Origin of the sequence: Nonomuraea sp. NPDC049486 (assembly GCF_040676925.1) — a bacterium.
GTDB lineage: Bacteria > Actinomycetota > Actinomycetes > Streptosporangiales > Streptosporangiaceae > Nonomuraea > Nonomuraea ferruginea.
Map to the genome: position 1 here is coordinate 42779 of NZ_JBFAPV010000028.1, position 14004 is coordinate 56782.

The 14004-nt window shown below is 70.1% G+C and carries 12 protein-coding genes; 6 read left to right on the forward strand and 6 right to left on the reverse strand.

The window, feature by feature from the left end:
* The first annotated feature begins 5 nt into the window (after positions 1 to 5).
* Positions 6 to 1550 (forward strand): phospholipid carrier-dependent glycosyltransferase, encoded by a 1545-nt coding sequence (locus tag AB0K05_RS42745; protein ID WP_364237302.1) that lies wholly within the window; start codon positions 6 to 8, stop codon positions 1548 to 1550.
* Here the strand turns inward: AB0K05_RS42745 and AB0K05_RS42750 are convergent.
* On the reverse strand, positions 1444 to 2940 hold the full coding sequence (locus AB0K05_RS42750) for a hypothetical protein (protein WP_364237304.1): 1497 nt from the start codon (positions 2938 to 2940) through the stop codon (positions 1444 to 1446). The genes AB0K05_RS42745 and AB0K05_RS42750 overlap by 107 nt on opposite strands.
* 187 nt (positions 2941 to 3127) lie before the next feature.
* On the opposite strand from AB0K05_RS42750, the gene AB0K05_RS42755 reads away from it, so the two are divergent.
* From AB0K05_RS42755 to AB0K05_RS42770, 4 genes are all read left to right on the forward strand, one after another.
* Complete coding sequence (locus tag AB0K05_RS42755; protein ID WP_219549437.1) at positions 3128 to 4363, forward strand: glycosyltransferase family 2 protein; 1236 nt, start codon at positions 3128 to 3130, stop codon at positions 4361 to 4363.
* Between the two features lie 44 nt (positions 4364 to 4407).
* The gene (metG, locus tag AB0K05_RS42760; RefSeq protein WP_219549439.1) at positions 4408 to 6189 is read left to right on the forward strand and encodes a methionine--tRNA ligase; all 1782 of its coding nucleotides are present in this window, start codon (positions 4408 to 4410) and stop codon (positions 6187 to 6189) included.
* 4 nt (positions 6190 to 6193) lie between these two features.
* Positions 6194 to 7048, forward strand: coding sequence for a TatD family hydrolase (locus tag AB0K05_RS42765; protein WP_364237308.1), 855 nt, complete (start codon positions 6194 to 6196; stop codon positions 7046 to 7048).
* An 82-nt stretch (positions 7049 to 7130) separates the two neighbouring features.
* A complete protein-coding gene (locus AB0K05_RS42770; protein ID WP_364237310.1) occupies positions 7131 to 8039 on the forward strand; it encodes a ubiquitin-like domain-containing protein in 909 nt (302 codons plus the stop codon).
* On the opposite strand, the gene AB0K05_RS42775 is transcribed toward AB0K05_RS42770, so the two are convergent.
* Both AB0K05_RS42775 and AB0K05_RS42780 read right to left on the reverse strand, forming a co-directional pair.
* The gene (locus AB0K05_RS42775; RefSeq protein WP_364237312.1) at positions 8036 to 9226 is read right to left on the reverse strand and encodes a hypothetical protein; all 1191 of its coding nucleotides are present in this window, start codon (positions 9224 to 9226) and stop codon (positions 8036 to 8038) included. The genes AB0K05_RS42770 and AB0K05_RS42775 overlap by 4 nt on opposite strands.
* A complete protein-coding gene (locus AB0K05_RS42780; RefSeq protein WP_364237315.1) occupies positions 9223 to 11196 on the reverse strand; it encodes a serine/threonine-protein kinase in 1974 nt (657 codons plus the stop codon). The genes AB0K05_RS42775 and AB0K05_RS42780 overlap by 4 nt, the downstream gene beginning before the upstream one ends.
* 91 nt (positions 11197 to 11287) lie before the next feature.
* On the opposite strand from AB0K05_RS42780, the gene rsmA reads away from it, so the two are divergent.
* Positions 11288 to 12127 carry a 16S rRNA (adenine(1518)-N(6)/adenine(1519)-N(6))-dimethyltransferase RsmA gene (gene rsmA, locus AB0K05_RS42785; RefSeq protein ID WP_271278191.1) on the forward strand — a complete coding sequence of 280 codons (840 nt, stop codon included), beginning with the start codon at positions 11288 to 11290 and terminating at the stop codon, positions 12125 to 12127.
* Between the two features lie 5 nt (positions 12128 to 12132).
* On the opposite strand, the gene AB0K05_RS42790 is transcribed toward rsmA, so the two are convergent.
* The 3 genes from AB0K05_RS42790 to AB0K05_RS42800 all read right to left on the reverse strand — a co-directional run bounded on the left by AB0K05_RS42790 (position 12133) and on the right by AB0K05_RS42800 (position 13519).
* A complete protein-coding gene (locus tag AB0K05_RS42790; RefSeq protein ID WP_364237318.1) occupies positions 12133 to 12372 on the reverse strand; it encodes a DUF397 domain-containing protein in 240 nt (79 codons plus the stop codon).
* Positions 12373 to 12485: 113 nt separating this feature from the next.
* Positions 12486 to 12704 (reverse strand): DUF397 domain-containing protein, encoded by a 219-nt coding sequence (locus tag AB0K05_RS42795; protein WP_271278188.1) that lies wholly within the window; start codon positions 12702 to 12704, stop codon positions 12486 to 12488.
* Entirely contained in the window at positions 12689 to 13519 is an 831-nt protein-coding gene (locus AB0K05_RS42800; protein ID WP_271278189.1) for a helix-turn-helix transcriptional regulator, read from the reverse strand. Before AB0K05_RS42800 ends, AB0K05_RS42795 begins: the two co-directional genes overlap by 16 nt.
* Positions 13520 to 14004: the final 485 nt, after the last annotated feature.

The window sequence follows — 14004 nt, forward strand, 5'->3', positions numbered from 1 at the left end:
CGCCGATGAGGGGAAGCGCGCTCTGGGGGTGGCTGGGGCCCGCCCTCGTCGCGATCTTCGGCGGCGTCCTGCGCTTCACCGGGCTCGGCCGGCCGCACGCGGTGGTGTTCGACGAGACGTACTACGCCAAGGACGCGTACGCCCTGCTCCGGTACGGCGCGGAGCGGGCCATGCTCGGCGACTCCGACAACCCCATCGCGGACAAGCGCCTCATCGCCGGCGATCTCGACATCTTCCGCCGGTGCGCCGACTACGACCAGTGCGCCTCGTACGTGGCGCACCCGCCGCTCGGCAAGTGGATGATCGGCGTGGGCGAGTGGCTGTTCGGGATGAACCCGTTCGGCTGGCGGTTCGCCGCCGCCCTGGTCGGCACGCTGTCGATCCTCATGCTCGCCCGGGTGGCGCGGCGGATGACCCGCTCGACGCTGCTGGGCTGCTTCGCGGGGTTACTGCTGGCGCTGGACGGGCTGCACTTCGTGCTGTCGCGGACGGCGCTGCTCGACATCTTCCTCATGTTCTGGGTCCTGGCCGGCTTCGCCTGCCTGGTGGTCGACCGGGACAAGGCCCGCGAGCGGCTGGTCGACTGGTGGGAGAGCGCCGCGGTCTCCACCACGGGGCCGCGGCTCGGGCTCCGGCCGTGGCGGATCGCCGCCGGCCTCTGCCTGGGCGCGGCGTGCGCGGTCAAGTGGTCGGGGGTCTTCTTCCTGATCGCGTTCGCGGTCCTCGCCTTCGTGTGGGACATGGGGGGCAGGCGTGCCATCGGACTGCGCGAACCGTACCGGGGGGCGTTCTCGCTCGACCTGCCGCCGGCGGCGGCCGCGTTCGCCGCCGTGCCCGCGTTCGCGTACGCGCTGTCGTGGACCGGCTGGTTCGTCACCGACGCCGGCTGGGGGCGCGGCTGGGACCAGGCCACCTCGTCCGGGCCGCTCTTCTTCGTCGTCGACTCGGCCCGGTCGTGGCTGAAGTATCACTTCCAGGTGCTCGGCTACCACAGCGGGCTGGACCTCCACCATCCCTACATGTCGGAGCCGTGGACCTGGCCGGTGCTCTTCAGGCCCGTGTCGTTCCACTACCCGACCGGCCTGCCGCCCTCCGCGTGCGGGGGCGACGCCTGCTCGCAGGCCGTGATCGGGGTCGGCACCCCCGCCCTCTGGTACGGGGCCGTGCTCGCCCTGCTGGGCTGCGTCGCCTGGTATGTCACCGGGCGTGACTGGCGGGCCGGGGCGGTGCTGCTGACCTACGCGGCGGGCTGGCTGCCCTGGTTCTACTACGCGATCGCGCAGAACCGGACCATGTACCTGTTCTACATGATCCCCCTGGTGCCGTTCATGGTGCTGGCCGTCACGCTCATGGCCGGGCTCCTGCTCGGCAGGGCCGACGCGCCGCCGCCGAGGAGGGCCGCCGGGGCGGCGGTCGTGGGGGCCTTCGCGCTGATCGTGCTGATCAACTTCTGGTGGCTTCACCCGGTGTTGTCGGCTGAGACCCTGACCCGGGCGGAGTGGTGGGACCGGATGCTGATGACCTCCTGGGTGACCCCCGCACCCAAGTGACGCCATGGCGCAGCGTGATGGCCGCCGCGATGCACGCCAGCGGCACGGCGGGCAGCACGTACCGGTAGTCGAACTCGGCCGTCGCGGCCGGCGCGAGCAGCAGCCCGAACGCGCCCAGCCAGGGCAGGACCACCGGCCCGCCCAGCTTGCGCCAGCGCACCGCGATGCCGTAGAGGCCGATCAGCATGATGCCGCCCAGCACGATGCCCCGCAGGTAGAACACCTTCTGGTAGCCGCTCATGATCTCCGCCCAGGGCGAGACGATCCGCGTCTCCGGCGGCCCCTGCTCGTAGGCGAACGCGTCGGTGTCGGTGCGGCCCTGGTAGGACGGCCAGTTGGGCAGGCGCTTCGGGTTTCCGGTGCTGTCGAGCTCGTAGTACGGCTTGAACTCGTACATGTTGTAGGTCGCCGCGTCGGGGAAGCGCGGCCGGGCCCAGTGGAAGCTGCGCAGGAAGTCGCGGAGCACCACCTGCAGGTAGTCGCCCGGCTGGGAGGTGATCGCGCGCATCGCGAACGCGCTGGCCGCCTCGTTGGTGATGTCGGTGAACTTCACGCTGCCCCAGCGGTGGAGCACCTCGCCGGTGCCCTCGCCGTCGCCGCTGCCCTGGCCCCACAGGTACCACTGCGCGTAGTCCTTGCGCTCGCTGACGGGGTCGTTGATGCACAGCAGGACCAGCTCGACCTCCTTGTAGGGGTCGATGCTCATCTTCTCGCAGTCGGCGAAGATCGCCGTGCGCATGTAGAGGATGAGCCCGTCGCTGTTGGTCATCGCGAACTTGCCGTACGCGGACGCGAACCAGCCCATGTAGGCCGCCACCGGGATGGCGCAGGTGGTCAGGACCGCCACGATCGGCTTCCACCCGGTGCGCTTGAGGAGCAGGTAGGCCAGCACGAGCACGAGGATCGGCAGGCCGATCGAGCGGGTCAGCCAGGTCAGCGCCAGCAGCAGGCCGACCACGGCGCCCATCCGCCACGACATCCGCCGGTGCCACAGCACCAGCGTGATCACCGCCACCACCAGCAGCGTGAACTGCGTGTCCGACATGATCAGCTGCTCGAGCTGGATCTGGTAGGCGTCGAACAGCACCGGCGCGGCGGCCAGCGTCGCCCCCCACTTGGGCAGCGCGAACTTCCGGCGCAGCAGCGCGTAGATCAGCACCGCCGTGGCCAGCCCCATCAGGTGCTGGGTAAAGGTCACCAGGGCGAAGCTGTGAAAAGGCTTGAGCAGGATCAGCCAGAACCCGTAGCCGTCGGGCCGGATCGGGTGCGGCCTCGGGTGCAGAGCTACCGACACATACTCGTACGAATCGTTGAACCACATGGCGGGCCCGTAGCCGAGCATGGTGAAGACCCGCAGCAGCGCACCCGCGGCGAAAGCTGCTGCGAACACCCGATGACGGCGCGGAAACGAGAGCACGCGCGCCATCCGGCCAGGGGCGGAGTGGTCCACAGAAGTGCCCTCCGCGACGCTCACCATGCTGTAAAGAATGCCAGTCGTTTGGATGACATGCCGCGACCATTGCCGGGCACACGGCATGATGGTGGGCTGTGAAGAGCCGTAACTGAAGGGTTGAGACGTGGAACTGACGGTGGTCATGCCCTGCCTCAACGAGGCCGAGACCGTGGAAGTCTGCGTGCGCAAGGCTCTTGCGTGCATGGAAGAGCACGGCATCGAGGGCGAGGTGCTGATCGCCGACAACGGCAGCACCGACGGCTCGCAGCAGCTCGCTCGCGACGCCGGCGCGCGTGTGGTCCACGTTGACGCGAAGGGCTACGGCAACGCGCTCATGGGCGGCATCCGGGCCGCGCGCGGCAAGTACGTGATCATGGGCGACGCCGACGACTCCTACGACTTCGGCTCCCTGATGCCGTTCGTGGAGCAGTTGCGCGACGGCGCCGACCTGGTGATGGGCAACCGGTTCAAGGGCGGCATCGCGCCGGGCGCCATGCCCCCGCTCCACCGTTACCTCGGCAACCCGGTGCTGTCGTTCGTCGGGCGGCTGTTCTTCCCGTCGAAGATCGCCGACTTCCACTGCGGGCTGCGCGGCTTCCGCCGCGACTCCATCCTCAACCTGGGTCTTCAGACCGGTGGCATGGAGTTCGCCAGCGAGATGGTCGTGCGCTCCACCCTGGCCGGCTACGACGTGCGCGAGGTGCCCACCACGCTCTCGCCCGACGGCCGCTCCCGCCCGCCCCACCTGCGCTCCTGGCGCGACGGCTGGCGCCACCTGCGCTTCCTGCTCCTCTACAGCCCCAAGTGGCTGTTCTTCTATCCCGGCATCGCGCTGATGATGATCGGCCTGGTGGCCGGCACCGCGCTGACGTTCGGGCCGGTCAAGATCGGTCAGCTGGCGTTCGACGTCGACACGCTCGTCGGCGCGTCGGCCGCGATGGTGATCGGCTTCCAGTCGGCGCTGTTCGCGCTGTTCACCAAGGTGTACGCGGCCGAGGAGGGGTTCCTGCCCGAGTCGCGGCGGGTGCGCAAGCTGATCAGCATGGTGACGCTGGAGCGCGGCCTGGTCGTGGGCGGCCTGCTCGCGCTGGCGGGCCTCGTCGGCCTGGTCATGTCGCTGGTCCACTGGCAGGTGCGCAGCTGGGGCGCGCTCGACCCGCGCGAGTCGCTGCGCATCGTGGTCCCGGCGGCCACCGCCCTCATCATGAGCTTCCAGACGATCTTCGCGTCGCTGTTCGTCAGCATCCTCGGCATCCGCCGCACCCGCGAGTCCTCCGTCGACGTGGCGGCCCGCGCCGCCGAGGAGGCGGCCGAGGCCCTCTCGCGCGAGGAGAGCGCCGCGGCCACGCCCCAGGTGTAGCGGTTCGGTTCGAGACGCGCGGCGGTGGCCCGTAGGCTTGGACCATGTCCCAGCACATTCTGACCGCCGTCGCGTGGCCGTACGCTAACGGCCCCCGCCACATCGGGCACGTCTCCGGGTTCGGCGTGCCTTCCGACATCTTCAGCCGCTACCAGCGGATGGCGGGCAACAAGGTGCTGATGGTCTCCGGCACCGACGAGCACGGCACTCCTATCCAGGTGCAGGCCGACAAGGAAGGCGTCACGGCCAGGGAGCTGGCCGACCGTTACAACCGGGTGATCGCCGAGGACCTCACCGGGCTGGGGCTGTCCTACGACCTGTTCACGCGCACGACCACGCGCAACCACTACGCCGTCACGCAGGAGATCTTCAAGGGTCTCCACGCCAACGGCTACATCTTCCCCAAGACCACGATGGGCGCCATCTCCCCGTCGACCGGGCGCACGCTCCCCGACCGCTACATCGAGGGCACCTGCCCCCTCTGCGGCTACGACGGCGCGCGCGGCGACCAGTGCGACAACTGCGGCAACCAGCTCGACCCGATCCAGCTGATCAACCCGGTGAGCCGCATCAACGGCGAGACGCCGGTCTTCACCGAGACCGAGCACTTCATGCTCGACCTGCCCGCCTTCGCCGAGGTGCTCGGCACCTACCTGCGCTCCAAGCAGGGCGAGTGGCGGCCCAACGTGCTCAAGTTCGCCCTCAACCTGCTCGGCGACCTGCAGCCCCGGGCGATCAGCCGCGACCTCGACTGGGGCGTGCCGATCCCGCTCGACGGCTGGCGCGACCAGCCCAACAAGCGGCTGTACGTGTGGTTCGACGCGGTGATCGGCTACCTGTCGGCGTCCATCGAGTGGGCCAGGCGCTCCGGCGACCCCGAGGCCTGGCGCCAGTGGTGGCAGAATCCCGACGCCCGGGGCTACTACTTCATGGGCAAGGACAACATCGTCTTCCACGCCGAGATCTGGCCGGCGATGCTGTTCGGCTACAGCGGGCAGGGCGACAAGGGCGGCACGCCGGGCTCGCTCGGCGCGCTCGACGTGCCCTCCGAGGTGGTCTCCAGCGAGTTCCTGACCATGGAGGGCAAGAAGTTCTCCTCCTCCCGGCAGGTCGTCATCTACGTGCGCGACTTCCTGGCCCGCTACGACGCCGACGCGCTGCGCTACTACATCGCCGTCGCCGGCCCTGAAAACCAGGACACCGACTTCACCTGGCAGGAGTTCGTCAACCGCAACAACGGCGAGCTGGTCGCCGCCTGGGGCAACCTCGTCAACCGGTCGATCTCCATGGCGGCCAAGAACTTCGGCGTGATCCCGGAGGCCGGCGACCTGACCGACGCCGACCGGGCGCTGCTGGAGCGCTCGCGCAACACCTTCGGCCCGGTCGGCGCAGAGCTGGCCCGCTCCCGGTTCAAGAACGCCATCACCGAGGCGCTCGACGTGGTCCGCGACGCCAACCGCTATCTCGCCGAGCAGGAGCCGTGGAAGCTCAAGGGCGACCCGGAGCGGCAGAAGTCCATCCTGCACGTCGCGCTCCAGGTGGTCGACGACGCCAAGACGATGCTGACGCCGTTCCTGCCCGGCTCGTCCAACAAGGTCCACGCGATGCTCGGCGGCGAGGGCGTCTGGTCCGGCATGCCGGAGATCCGCGAGGTCGACGAAGACGGCGGCGCCGCCTACCCCGTGATCACGGGCGAGTACGACGGCGCGGCCCGCTGGGAGCACCGGCCGATCAAGCCGGGCATCCCGCTGGCGCCGCCCGTGCCGCTGTTCAAGAAGCTCGACCCGAAGGTCGTCGACGAAGAGCTGGCCAGGCTGGAAGGCTGATCCCGTGACCAAGCCGCCCGCCCCGCCGGAACCGCTGTCCGCGCCGGTGTTCGACAGCCACTGCCATCTCGACATCATGGTGGGCGACCGGCAGGCGTCCTCGGGTGACCCGGTGGCCCAGGCCGCGCAGGCGGCCTCGGCCACCGTGCGCGGCATCCTCGACGACGCCCGCGCGGTGGGTGTCACCGGGCTGGTGACGATCGGCTACGATCTGCCGTCCTCGCGGTGGAACGCCGAGGTGGCGGCCGCCCACGCCGACGTCCACGCCGGCGTGGCGGTCCATCCCAACGAGTCGCACGCGGCCACCCCCGAAGTCCTGGCCGAGATCGAGGAGCTGGCGGGGCGGCCGGAGGTGCGCGCCGTCGGCGAGACCGGGCTCGACTACTTCCGCGACTGGGCGTCCAGGGACGACCAGCACGCCAGCTTCCGCGCGCACATCGAGATCGCCAAGCGTACGGGGAAGGCGCTGGTCATCCATGACCGGGAGGCGCACGACGACGTGCTGAAGGTGCTGGCGGCCGAGGGGGCGCCGCCGGTGGTGGTGTTCCACAGCTTCTCCGGCGACGCCGATATGGCCAAGAAATGCACCGACGCCGGATATTTCATGTCATTTTCCGGGCCTGTCACGTACAAGAAGAACGACGCGCTGCGGGAGGCCGCCCGGGTGGCGCCCGCCGAGCTGATGCTGGTCGAGACCGACGCGCCCTACCTGCCGCCGGTGCCGCACCGCGGCAAGCCCAACGCCCCCTACCTCGTCCCGATCACGCTGCGCTGCCTCGCCGAGGTCAAGGGCGTCCATCCTGACCGGTTGTGCGAGGCCATCAGCGACAACGGAGTCACCGTTTTCGGCGAGTGGTGACCATGTTCCGGTGAAGCGGTGATGGCGGCGTGGCGGCCGCCACTACTATCGGGCGCCTCAGGAGACGTACCGGAGGTCCCCCGTGCGAGGAAAGAGACGTGCCCCGCGCCCCCGGATCCCGTGGCGCTCGCCGTGGACGCCCCTGGCGTGCCTGGCGGGCCTGCTCGCCACCGGCGCCATCGCGGTCCTCGGCGGCATGGCCAAGGACGTGGTGCTGATCGTCGACGGCGAGCGCCAGGAGGTGCGCAGCTTCGCCGACTCCGTCCACGAGCTGCTCGCCGACCATGACGTGCCCTTCGGCGACGGCGACCTGGTACGGCCCGGCGCGCGGGCGCCGCTGGCCGACGGGGTGCGCGTCGAGGTCCGCCACGCCAGGCCCATCACGCTGACCGTCGACGGCCGCACCAGCCGCCGCCTGGTCACCGCCACCACCGTGCGCGACGCGCTCGCCGAGATGGACATGGCCGCGCTGCGGGGGAGGCTGTCTGCGCCCAGGTACGAGCCGGTGCCGCTGTCGGGCATGGCGCTGATCATCTACACCCGGCGGACCGTGCACATCGTCGCCAACGGCACCCGCCGCGACGTGACCACCACCGGCAGGACCGTCAGGCAGGTGCTCAAACGCGCCGGGATCTCGTACGAGCCCGGGTCGCTGATCCGGCCGCCGCTGCGCGCCTTCCCCGGCGAAGGCTCGGTCATCACCGTGCTGCCGCCCCGCACCGAGCCCGTCGGGGACGAGGTCATGCGGCTCGACTGGGACGCGCTGGCCATGTGCGAGTCCGGCGGCGACCCCACCGCCTACAACCCCAGCGGCCCCTACTACGGGCTCTACCAGTTCAGTCTGCCGATGTGGCAGCTCGTCGGCGGCACCGGCATGCCGCACGCCTGGCCGCCCGAGGAGCAGACGTACCGGGCGCAGCTCCTCTACCAGCGGGTCGCCGGCCGGTGGCAGGAGCAATGGCCGAACTGCGGAGCCCACCTGTTCGGCTAGCCGAGCGAGACCCCGAAGTCGGCGCCCTTCGGCGGCTGCACGGCCCGCAGGTCGTCGGAGTTGCGGGCCGCGACGGTGACCTTCCCGTACGGGGCCGCGTCCGGCTGCCCGACGAACAGCTTGTTGCCGCTGAACGCCAGCGACCAGCCGAACAGCCCGTCCGCGGGCGGCAGCCGCCTGTCGTCCTTGCCGTCCGCGGCCGTGACCACCCGGACGCCGCCGCCGTACGGGGCGCCGATGGCCAGCCTGCCGTCGGCCGAGGCGGCCAGCGAGAACCCGAACGCCTCCTCGCCCTCCTGCCGCACCCGGGCCTTCGGGGCCAGCTTCTCGTCGTAGAGCTGCACGTACCCGGCACCCGGGGCGCCCACGGCCGGCCCCGCCCCGTCGACCCAGGCCACCGCGTACCCGTACTTGTCGCCCGCCTTGTCCGTGGGCGAGTCCAGCTTGGTGCTGACGATCTTCTCCGCCAGCACGTCCTGGATGACCACCACGGAACCCGAGTCCACCTTGCCGGAATCCACCTGCTGGCCCTGACCGTCGTCGTTCTCGTACGGCACGCCGACCACCACGCCGTTGCCGGGCCCCATGGCCAGCGAGTAGCCGAACTGGTCCCCCACCTCGCTGTTGCCCCGCACCTCGACCGTCGCCTGCGTGACCCGCCGCAACGCGCCGCCGCCCTTGAGCGCGTAGATCGCCCCGGCGTCCGCCAGATCGCCGTCGTCCTCGTACGGCGCCCCGATCACCACGAGGTCGCCACGCGCCGCCAGTGACCAGCCCAGCCGGGCGCCGCGCTGCGGCTCCGCCGCCACCAGCCGCCGCGGCTCGAGCGCGCCGCCGCCGTAGATCACGTACGCGGTGCCCGCGTCGGCGTTGCCGTCCACATCCGTGTACGGGGCGCCCACGACCAGGTCGGCGCACTCGTCGGCGTTCACCTTCGCCAGCCGCACCGACCAGCCGAACGCGTCACCCTCCGCCAGCCCCTGCACGGTCACCGGGATGGAGGTGTCGCCGGAGAGCACGTGCACCGCGCCCTTCTGGCCCTCGGCGAAGGGGTCGCCCACGGCGACGTCGTCCACCCCGTCGCCGTCGAAGTCGCTCACCCCGGCGCAGGCCGTGCCCGCCGCGTACGTGACGCCCTGCCCTGACACGCCCAGCAGCACCGCCAGCAGAATCGCGCGGATCTTCACAGTTTGACCTCGATCTGCTCGCCGTCCTTCAGCATCGTCGCCGACAGCTCCACCGGCTTGCGGTACGGCGGCAGGTCGAACACGAGCACCCCGTCGATCCGGTCGCCCGGCGCGATGGCCGCCGGCGCCGCACCGTCGTCGATCGGGTCGTGGCGGCCGCCCCGGTCGTCGCGCAGGGTCACCACGGGATCGCCGATCTCCCACAGCCGGCCGCCCGGGTTCAGCATCACCCAGCGCACCACGCACAGCTGGCCCTGGGTCTGCGTCTTACCCTCGTACTCCCGCAGCCCGCACCGCGGCGCCTCGGGCACGATCACCATCGGGTCGTCGAACGTCGGGCCGAGCGGGAACCGCCGCCCGACGTCGTTCGGTCGCGCGGTGGCGGCGGCTGCGGGGGAGCCGGTCGCGGTGGTGCCGGCCGGGGTGTCGCGGCCCGACGTGACGATGAGCACGGCCCCGGTGACGGTGATCGCCAGCAGCGCGGCGGCGGCGGCGATCAGCCATCGGGTGCTGCGCGGACGCTGGTAGCCGGGGTCGGTCGGTCCGCCGCCGGGCGGCGGGATCGTCGTCGAGCCCTGCTGGGGGAGTGCGGCGGGCTGCCAGCGGGCCAGCTCCTCCCGCGCGGCCAGCTCCTCCCGCCTGCCCAGCTCGGTCACGGAAACCGGCTCGCCCTCATGGTCCTGCTGTTGGGGAGGGGTGTCCGCCGTGGTCGCGTACGGATCGCCTGGGGTGCCTGCCCCTTGAGACGGCGCGGGGCTGCGCTGCGTGGTCTGCTCGCGGGCGGGCGCATGCGCCTCGTCGCGTGGGGGAGCGTGGTGCTCTGCCGGCGTCGGAGGGCGCTCGCCCGCACCGGTGGGTAACAGCCCTCCACCCGGAACGGCGGCCCCGCCGGGTAAGGAGCCGCTCTGGAGGGCCACCGGCGGTGAGGAGTCCTGTGAAGGGGGACCCTCCTGGCCGCGGGACGGGATGAGTCCCGCGGGCCGCTTCCCCGAAGGGTCCCGATCCACCATGGTGTCACTGGGCGGGGGCGTCGTGAAGGTCGCGGTGATGTCCGGTTCGTCGACCACGTTCCTGGGCGGCTCCCACTCCGCCATCAGGTCGGTCGCCACCAGGGTCGGCGGGTTCGCCGTCGCCGCCGGTGCGGGCGCGCTCCCGCCGACCAGCGCGATGAGCAGCTCCTGAGCCGTGGGCCGCTGTTCCGGCTCCATCGCCGTGGCCCGCCGCACCAGCTCGTTGAGCGGCGCGGGCAGCGCACCCAGGTCAGGCTGGCTGTGCAGCACGCGGGTGGCGAGCGTGATGGGGTCGCCCCGGCCGAACGGGTGCCGCCCGTTGCCCGCGTAGGCCACCAGGCAGCCCCACGCGAAGATGTCGGCCGCCGGAGTGACGATGTGTCCCCGTACCTGCTCGGGAGCCCACCACCCGGGGCTGCCCAGCAGCTCCCCGGACATGGTGAACCCCGTCTCCCTGTCGAGCGCCCTGGCGATGCCGAAGTCGATCACCCGCGGCCCCGACAGCGAGAGGATCACGTTGGCCGGCTTGAGGTCGCGGTGGACCAGCCCGGCCACGTGGATCGCCGCCAGCGCCGCCGCCACCCCCAGCGCCACGCCGTGCAGCGGCCCGGGATCCAGGGCCCCGTAGGTGGAGATCTGGTCGGACATGGGCGTGCCGGCGATGTACTCGGTGACCATGTAGGGCCGGCCGTCGCCGGTGTTGCCGTTGTCGAGCACCTGCGCCGTGCAGAACGACGCCACCCGCCGGGCGTTCTCCACCTCGGCGTGGAAGCGGGCCGCGAACCCCTCCTGGTTGGCGAACTCGGCCTTCACCACCTTGACCGCGACGAACCGCCCCGTCGGCGCGCGGGCGAGGAAGACAGTCCCCATGCCGCCTTCGCCCAGCCGCCCGAGCAGGCGGTACGGCCCGATCTCCCGTAAGTCCGTCGGGCGAAGCGGGGCGGCGCCCGTTGGCTCCATAAGGGATGTCCCTTCCTGTTCCACCCATCCTCCCCTCACCCGGCCCCCGTGCGCCATCGCAGGTTCTTCGATGCGCGACACTTATTGGATGATGAGGCTCCTGGGCCCAGCAGAAATACGTATTTTGGCGAACAAGCTAGATCTGCGACCCACAAAAAAGCTAGGCCAGAACTTCGTGATCGACGCCGGCACCGTCCGGCGCATCGTCCGCGTGGCGGGGGTGACCTCGGACGATGTGGTCATCGAGGTGGGCCCCGGCCTCGGTTCCCTCACGCTGGCGTTGCTGCCGGAGACCCGTCACGTGGTGGCCGTCGAGATCGACCCGGTGCTGGCGGCGCAGTTGCCGAAGACGGTCGCCGAGCGGGGCCTCGCCGACAAGCTCACGGTGATCCAGGCCGACGCCATGAAGGTCACGCCTGACGACCTGTCCGGCCACACCCCCACGGCGCTGGTGGCCAACCTGCCCTACAACGTGGCGGTGCCGGTGGTGCTCCACCTGCTGGAGGTGCTGCCCTCGCTGCAGAGGGGCCTCGTCATGGTCCAGGCAGAGGTCGCCGACCGGCTCGCCGCCGCGCCCGGCTCCAAGGTGTACGGGATCCCGTCGGTCAAGGCCGCCTGGTACGCCGACGTGCGCAGAGCCGGCCCCGTCGGCCGTACGGTCTTCTGGCCGGTGCCGAACGTCGACTCCGGCCTCGTCTCGCTGGTGCGCCGCGACCCGCCGCCGACGACGGCCACGCGCGAGGAGGTGTTCGCGGTGATCGACGCCGCCTTCGCCCAGCGCCGCAAGACCCTGCGCGCCGCCCTCGCGGGCTGGGCGGGCAGCCCGGCAGGGGCCGAGCAGGCGCTGCGGGCGGCGGGGGTGGACCCATCGGTACGGGGCGAGCAACTGGACATCCACGCCTTCGCCCGCATCGCGGAACACAAGCCCTGATCGGCTCAGGGGAGGTCGAACTCCCCCTTGGACACCCCGTCCAGGAAAGCCCGCCACTCGTCCGGCCCGAAGGCCAGCACGGGTCCCTTGCCCTGGTCCTTGGTGTCCCGGAGCAGGACGCTGTCATCGGGTCGCCGCATCACCTCGACACAGCTCCCGCCGTTGTCGCCGGACGCCCGGGCTTTGGTCCACACACCCACGGGCAGGCCAATCCGCAGGAGGCGGTCAACACCGGTGGAGGTCATGCCTGCGATCCTAGGTCGGTTGTGGTGTCCGAAGCCTTCGGTGACACACATGTCTGTGTCGTTGGAAATGGGGGAGGGCCTGACGACGGGCCAGGCCCTCGTGGGGTATCTGATCAGGGGGAGCGGTCGAAGACGCCTCGCTTCACGCCCTCGCTGAAGGTTTCCCAGACGGGGCCGCGGACCACCCATGGCTCCAGGTCCGGCCGCTCCGTGTCGCGGATTCCGACGCGGTCCCCGCTGAGGAATGCCACCTCAAGGCAGTTGCCGCCGTTGTCGCTCGATGCCGTGATCCATTCGGCGTCGGTGAGCTCTTGTTTCAGCTCCAGGTCCATTCTTCCTCCAACCTTTTCTTAATCATTTCGATGGAATTGCGCTGAGAATGCACCTCTGACCTGATGTGGTCCGTTCTCCGCTTGAGAATGTCCACGTCGTCGCCGGTGTCTCGGATCTGTCCGTGGAGAGAGCCCTCGATGTAGGCCGCATCCGGCTCGTCCGGGACCTGAGCGAGAGCGAAAGCGCCGCCTATCCCGATGGCGCTCATGGCGCTGTACGGGAGGATCTGGATCGTGATGTTGGGCCGTTCGGACATCTCGACGAGATGTTCAAGTTGCCTTCTGGTGATGGCCTCGCACCCGATCGGACGATGAAGAATGGATTCGTCCATAAAAGCCCATAGCAGCACGGGATCGTCGCGGGTGAGGATGGCCTGGCGCTCCATCCGCGCCGCCACTTCTTCCTGCACCTGGCTGGGACTCTTCCCTGGTCTGGCCCGAAGGATGATCTCGGCGTACTCGCGGGTCTGGAGCAGGCCGGTCACGATGACCGGCTCCCAGGTGTAGATGGCCCTGGCCGAGCGTTCCCTGAGCTTCCAAGGGCCGAACCACTTCGGCGCGGCTTTCGAGGGCTCCTCCGGCAGCCATCTGACGAGTTCGCCGGGTTCCAGCCTGAACAGTTCCTCGCACGCCTGCGCGAGCTTCAGGTGAGGACGACGTGTGCCGAGCTCGAATGCGCCGATAGTGGTAGGGGCGAAGCCCAGCCGATGTCCCACTTGTGCCTGTGTCATCCCCTTGGCTTCTCGTTCTTTACGCAGCTCGTACCCGAATCTCGCTGCTTGGCCGGCGTCAGGGTCCAGCTCTTTTGGGGGCATCTGTCGACTCCTGGGACCTGGCGTGGATACATATAGCGCCACACACGGAATGTGGGGTCGTTTCGTGTGGTGAATGTCGGGTGCTTTCGCTGCTCAACGTAGCGTCTGGCTGGCACTCTGGCCAGTGATTCAAGAGCGCGCGACGATTCACCGCACATGCGCGAACGATCTTTGTAGAGGTGAGGAAAAGCGCGTGCAGACCGAAATCGAGGTCGTACGCCCGGCCCCCGAGGTGATTATGCGAGTGACAGTGCCGGAGCACCCGTGCGCAGGTATCAAAGTGTGGCTGCTCAGCGAAGTCGGCAAGCGTGAGCTGGTTGCCGCGCTGGCGCGTAGAGAGCTTCGGGGGTGGATGGGTGACCACCAGGCCCTGGCCGACCTTCAGCTCATTGTATGCGGCCATCTAAAACTCCAGGTCGGCGGACAGGTGACTCCAGGTAGATGGCCAGAAGGGTCCCGGTAGACGGACATCGGAAATCCTGGTC

Excerpts from the sequence above, each read along its gene's own strand:
- AB0K05_RS42745 (WP_364237302.1), top strand. The coding sequence starts at position 6 with ATGAGGGGAAGCGCGCTCTGGGGGTGGCTGGGGCCCGCCCTCGTCGCG.
- metG (WP_219549439.1), top strand. The coding sequence starts at position 4,408 with ATGTCCCAGCACATTCTGACCGCCGTCGCGTGGCCGTACGCTAACGGC.
- AB0K05_RS42780 (WP_364237315.1), bottom strand. The coding sequence starts at position 11,196 with ATGGAGCCAACGGGCGCCGCCCCGCTTCGCCCGACGGACTTACGGGAG.
- rsmA (WP_271278191.1), top strand. The coding sequence starts at position 11,288 with ATGAGGCTCCTGGGCCCAGCAGAAATACGTATTTTGGCGAACAAGCTA.
- AB0K05_RS42790 (WP_364237318.1), bottom strand. The coding sequence starts at position 12,372 with ATGACCTCCACCGGTGTTGACCGCCTCCTGCGGATTGGCCTGCCCGTG.
- AB0K05_RS42795 (WP_271278188.1), bottom strand. The coding sequence starts at position 12,704 with ATGGACCTGGAGCTGAAACAAGAGCTCACCGACGCCGAATGGATCACG.
- AB0K05_RS42800 (WP_271278189.1), bottom strand. The coding sequence starts at position 13,519 with ATGCCCCCAAAAGAGCTGGACCCTGACGCCGGCCAAGCAGCGAGATTC.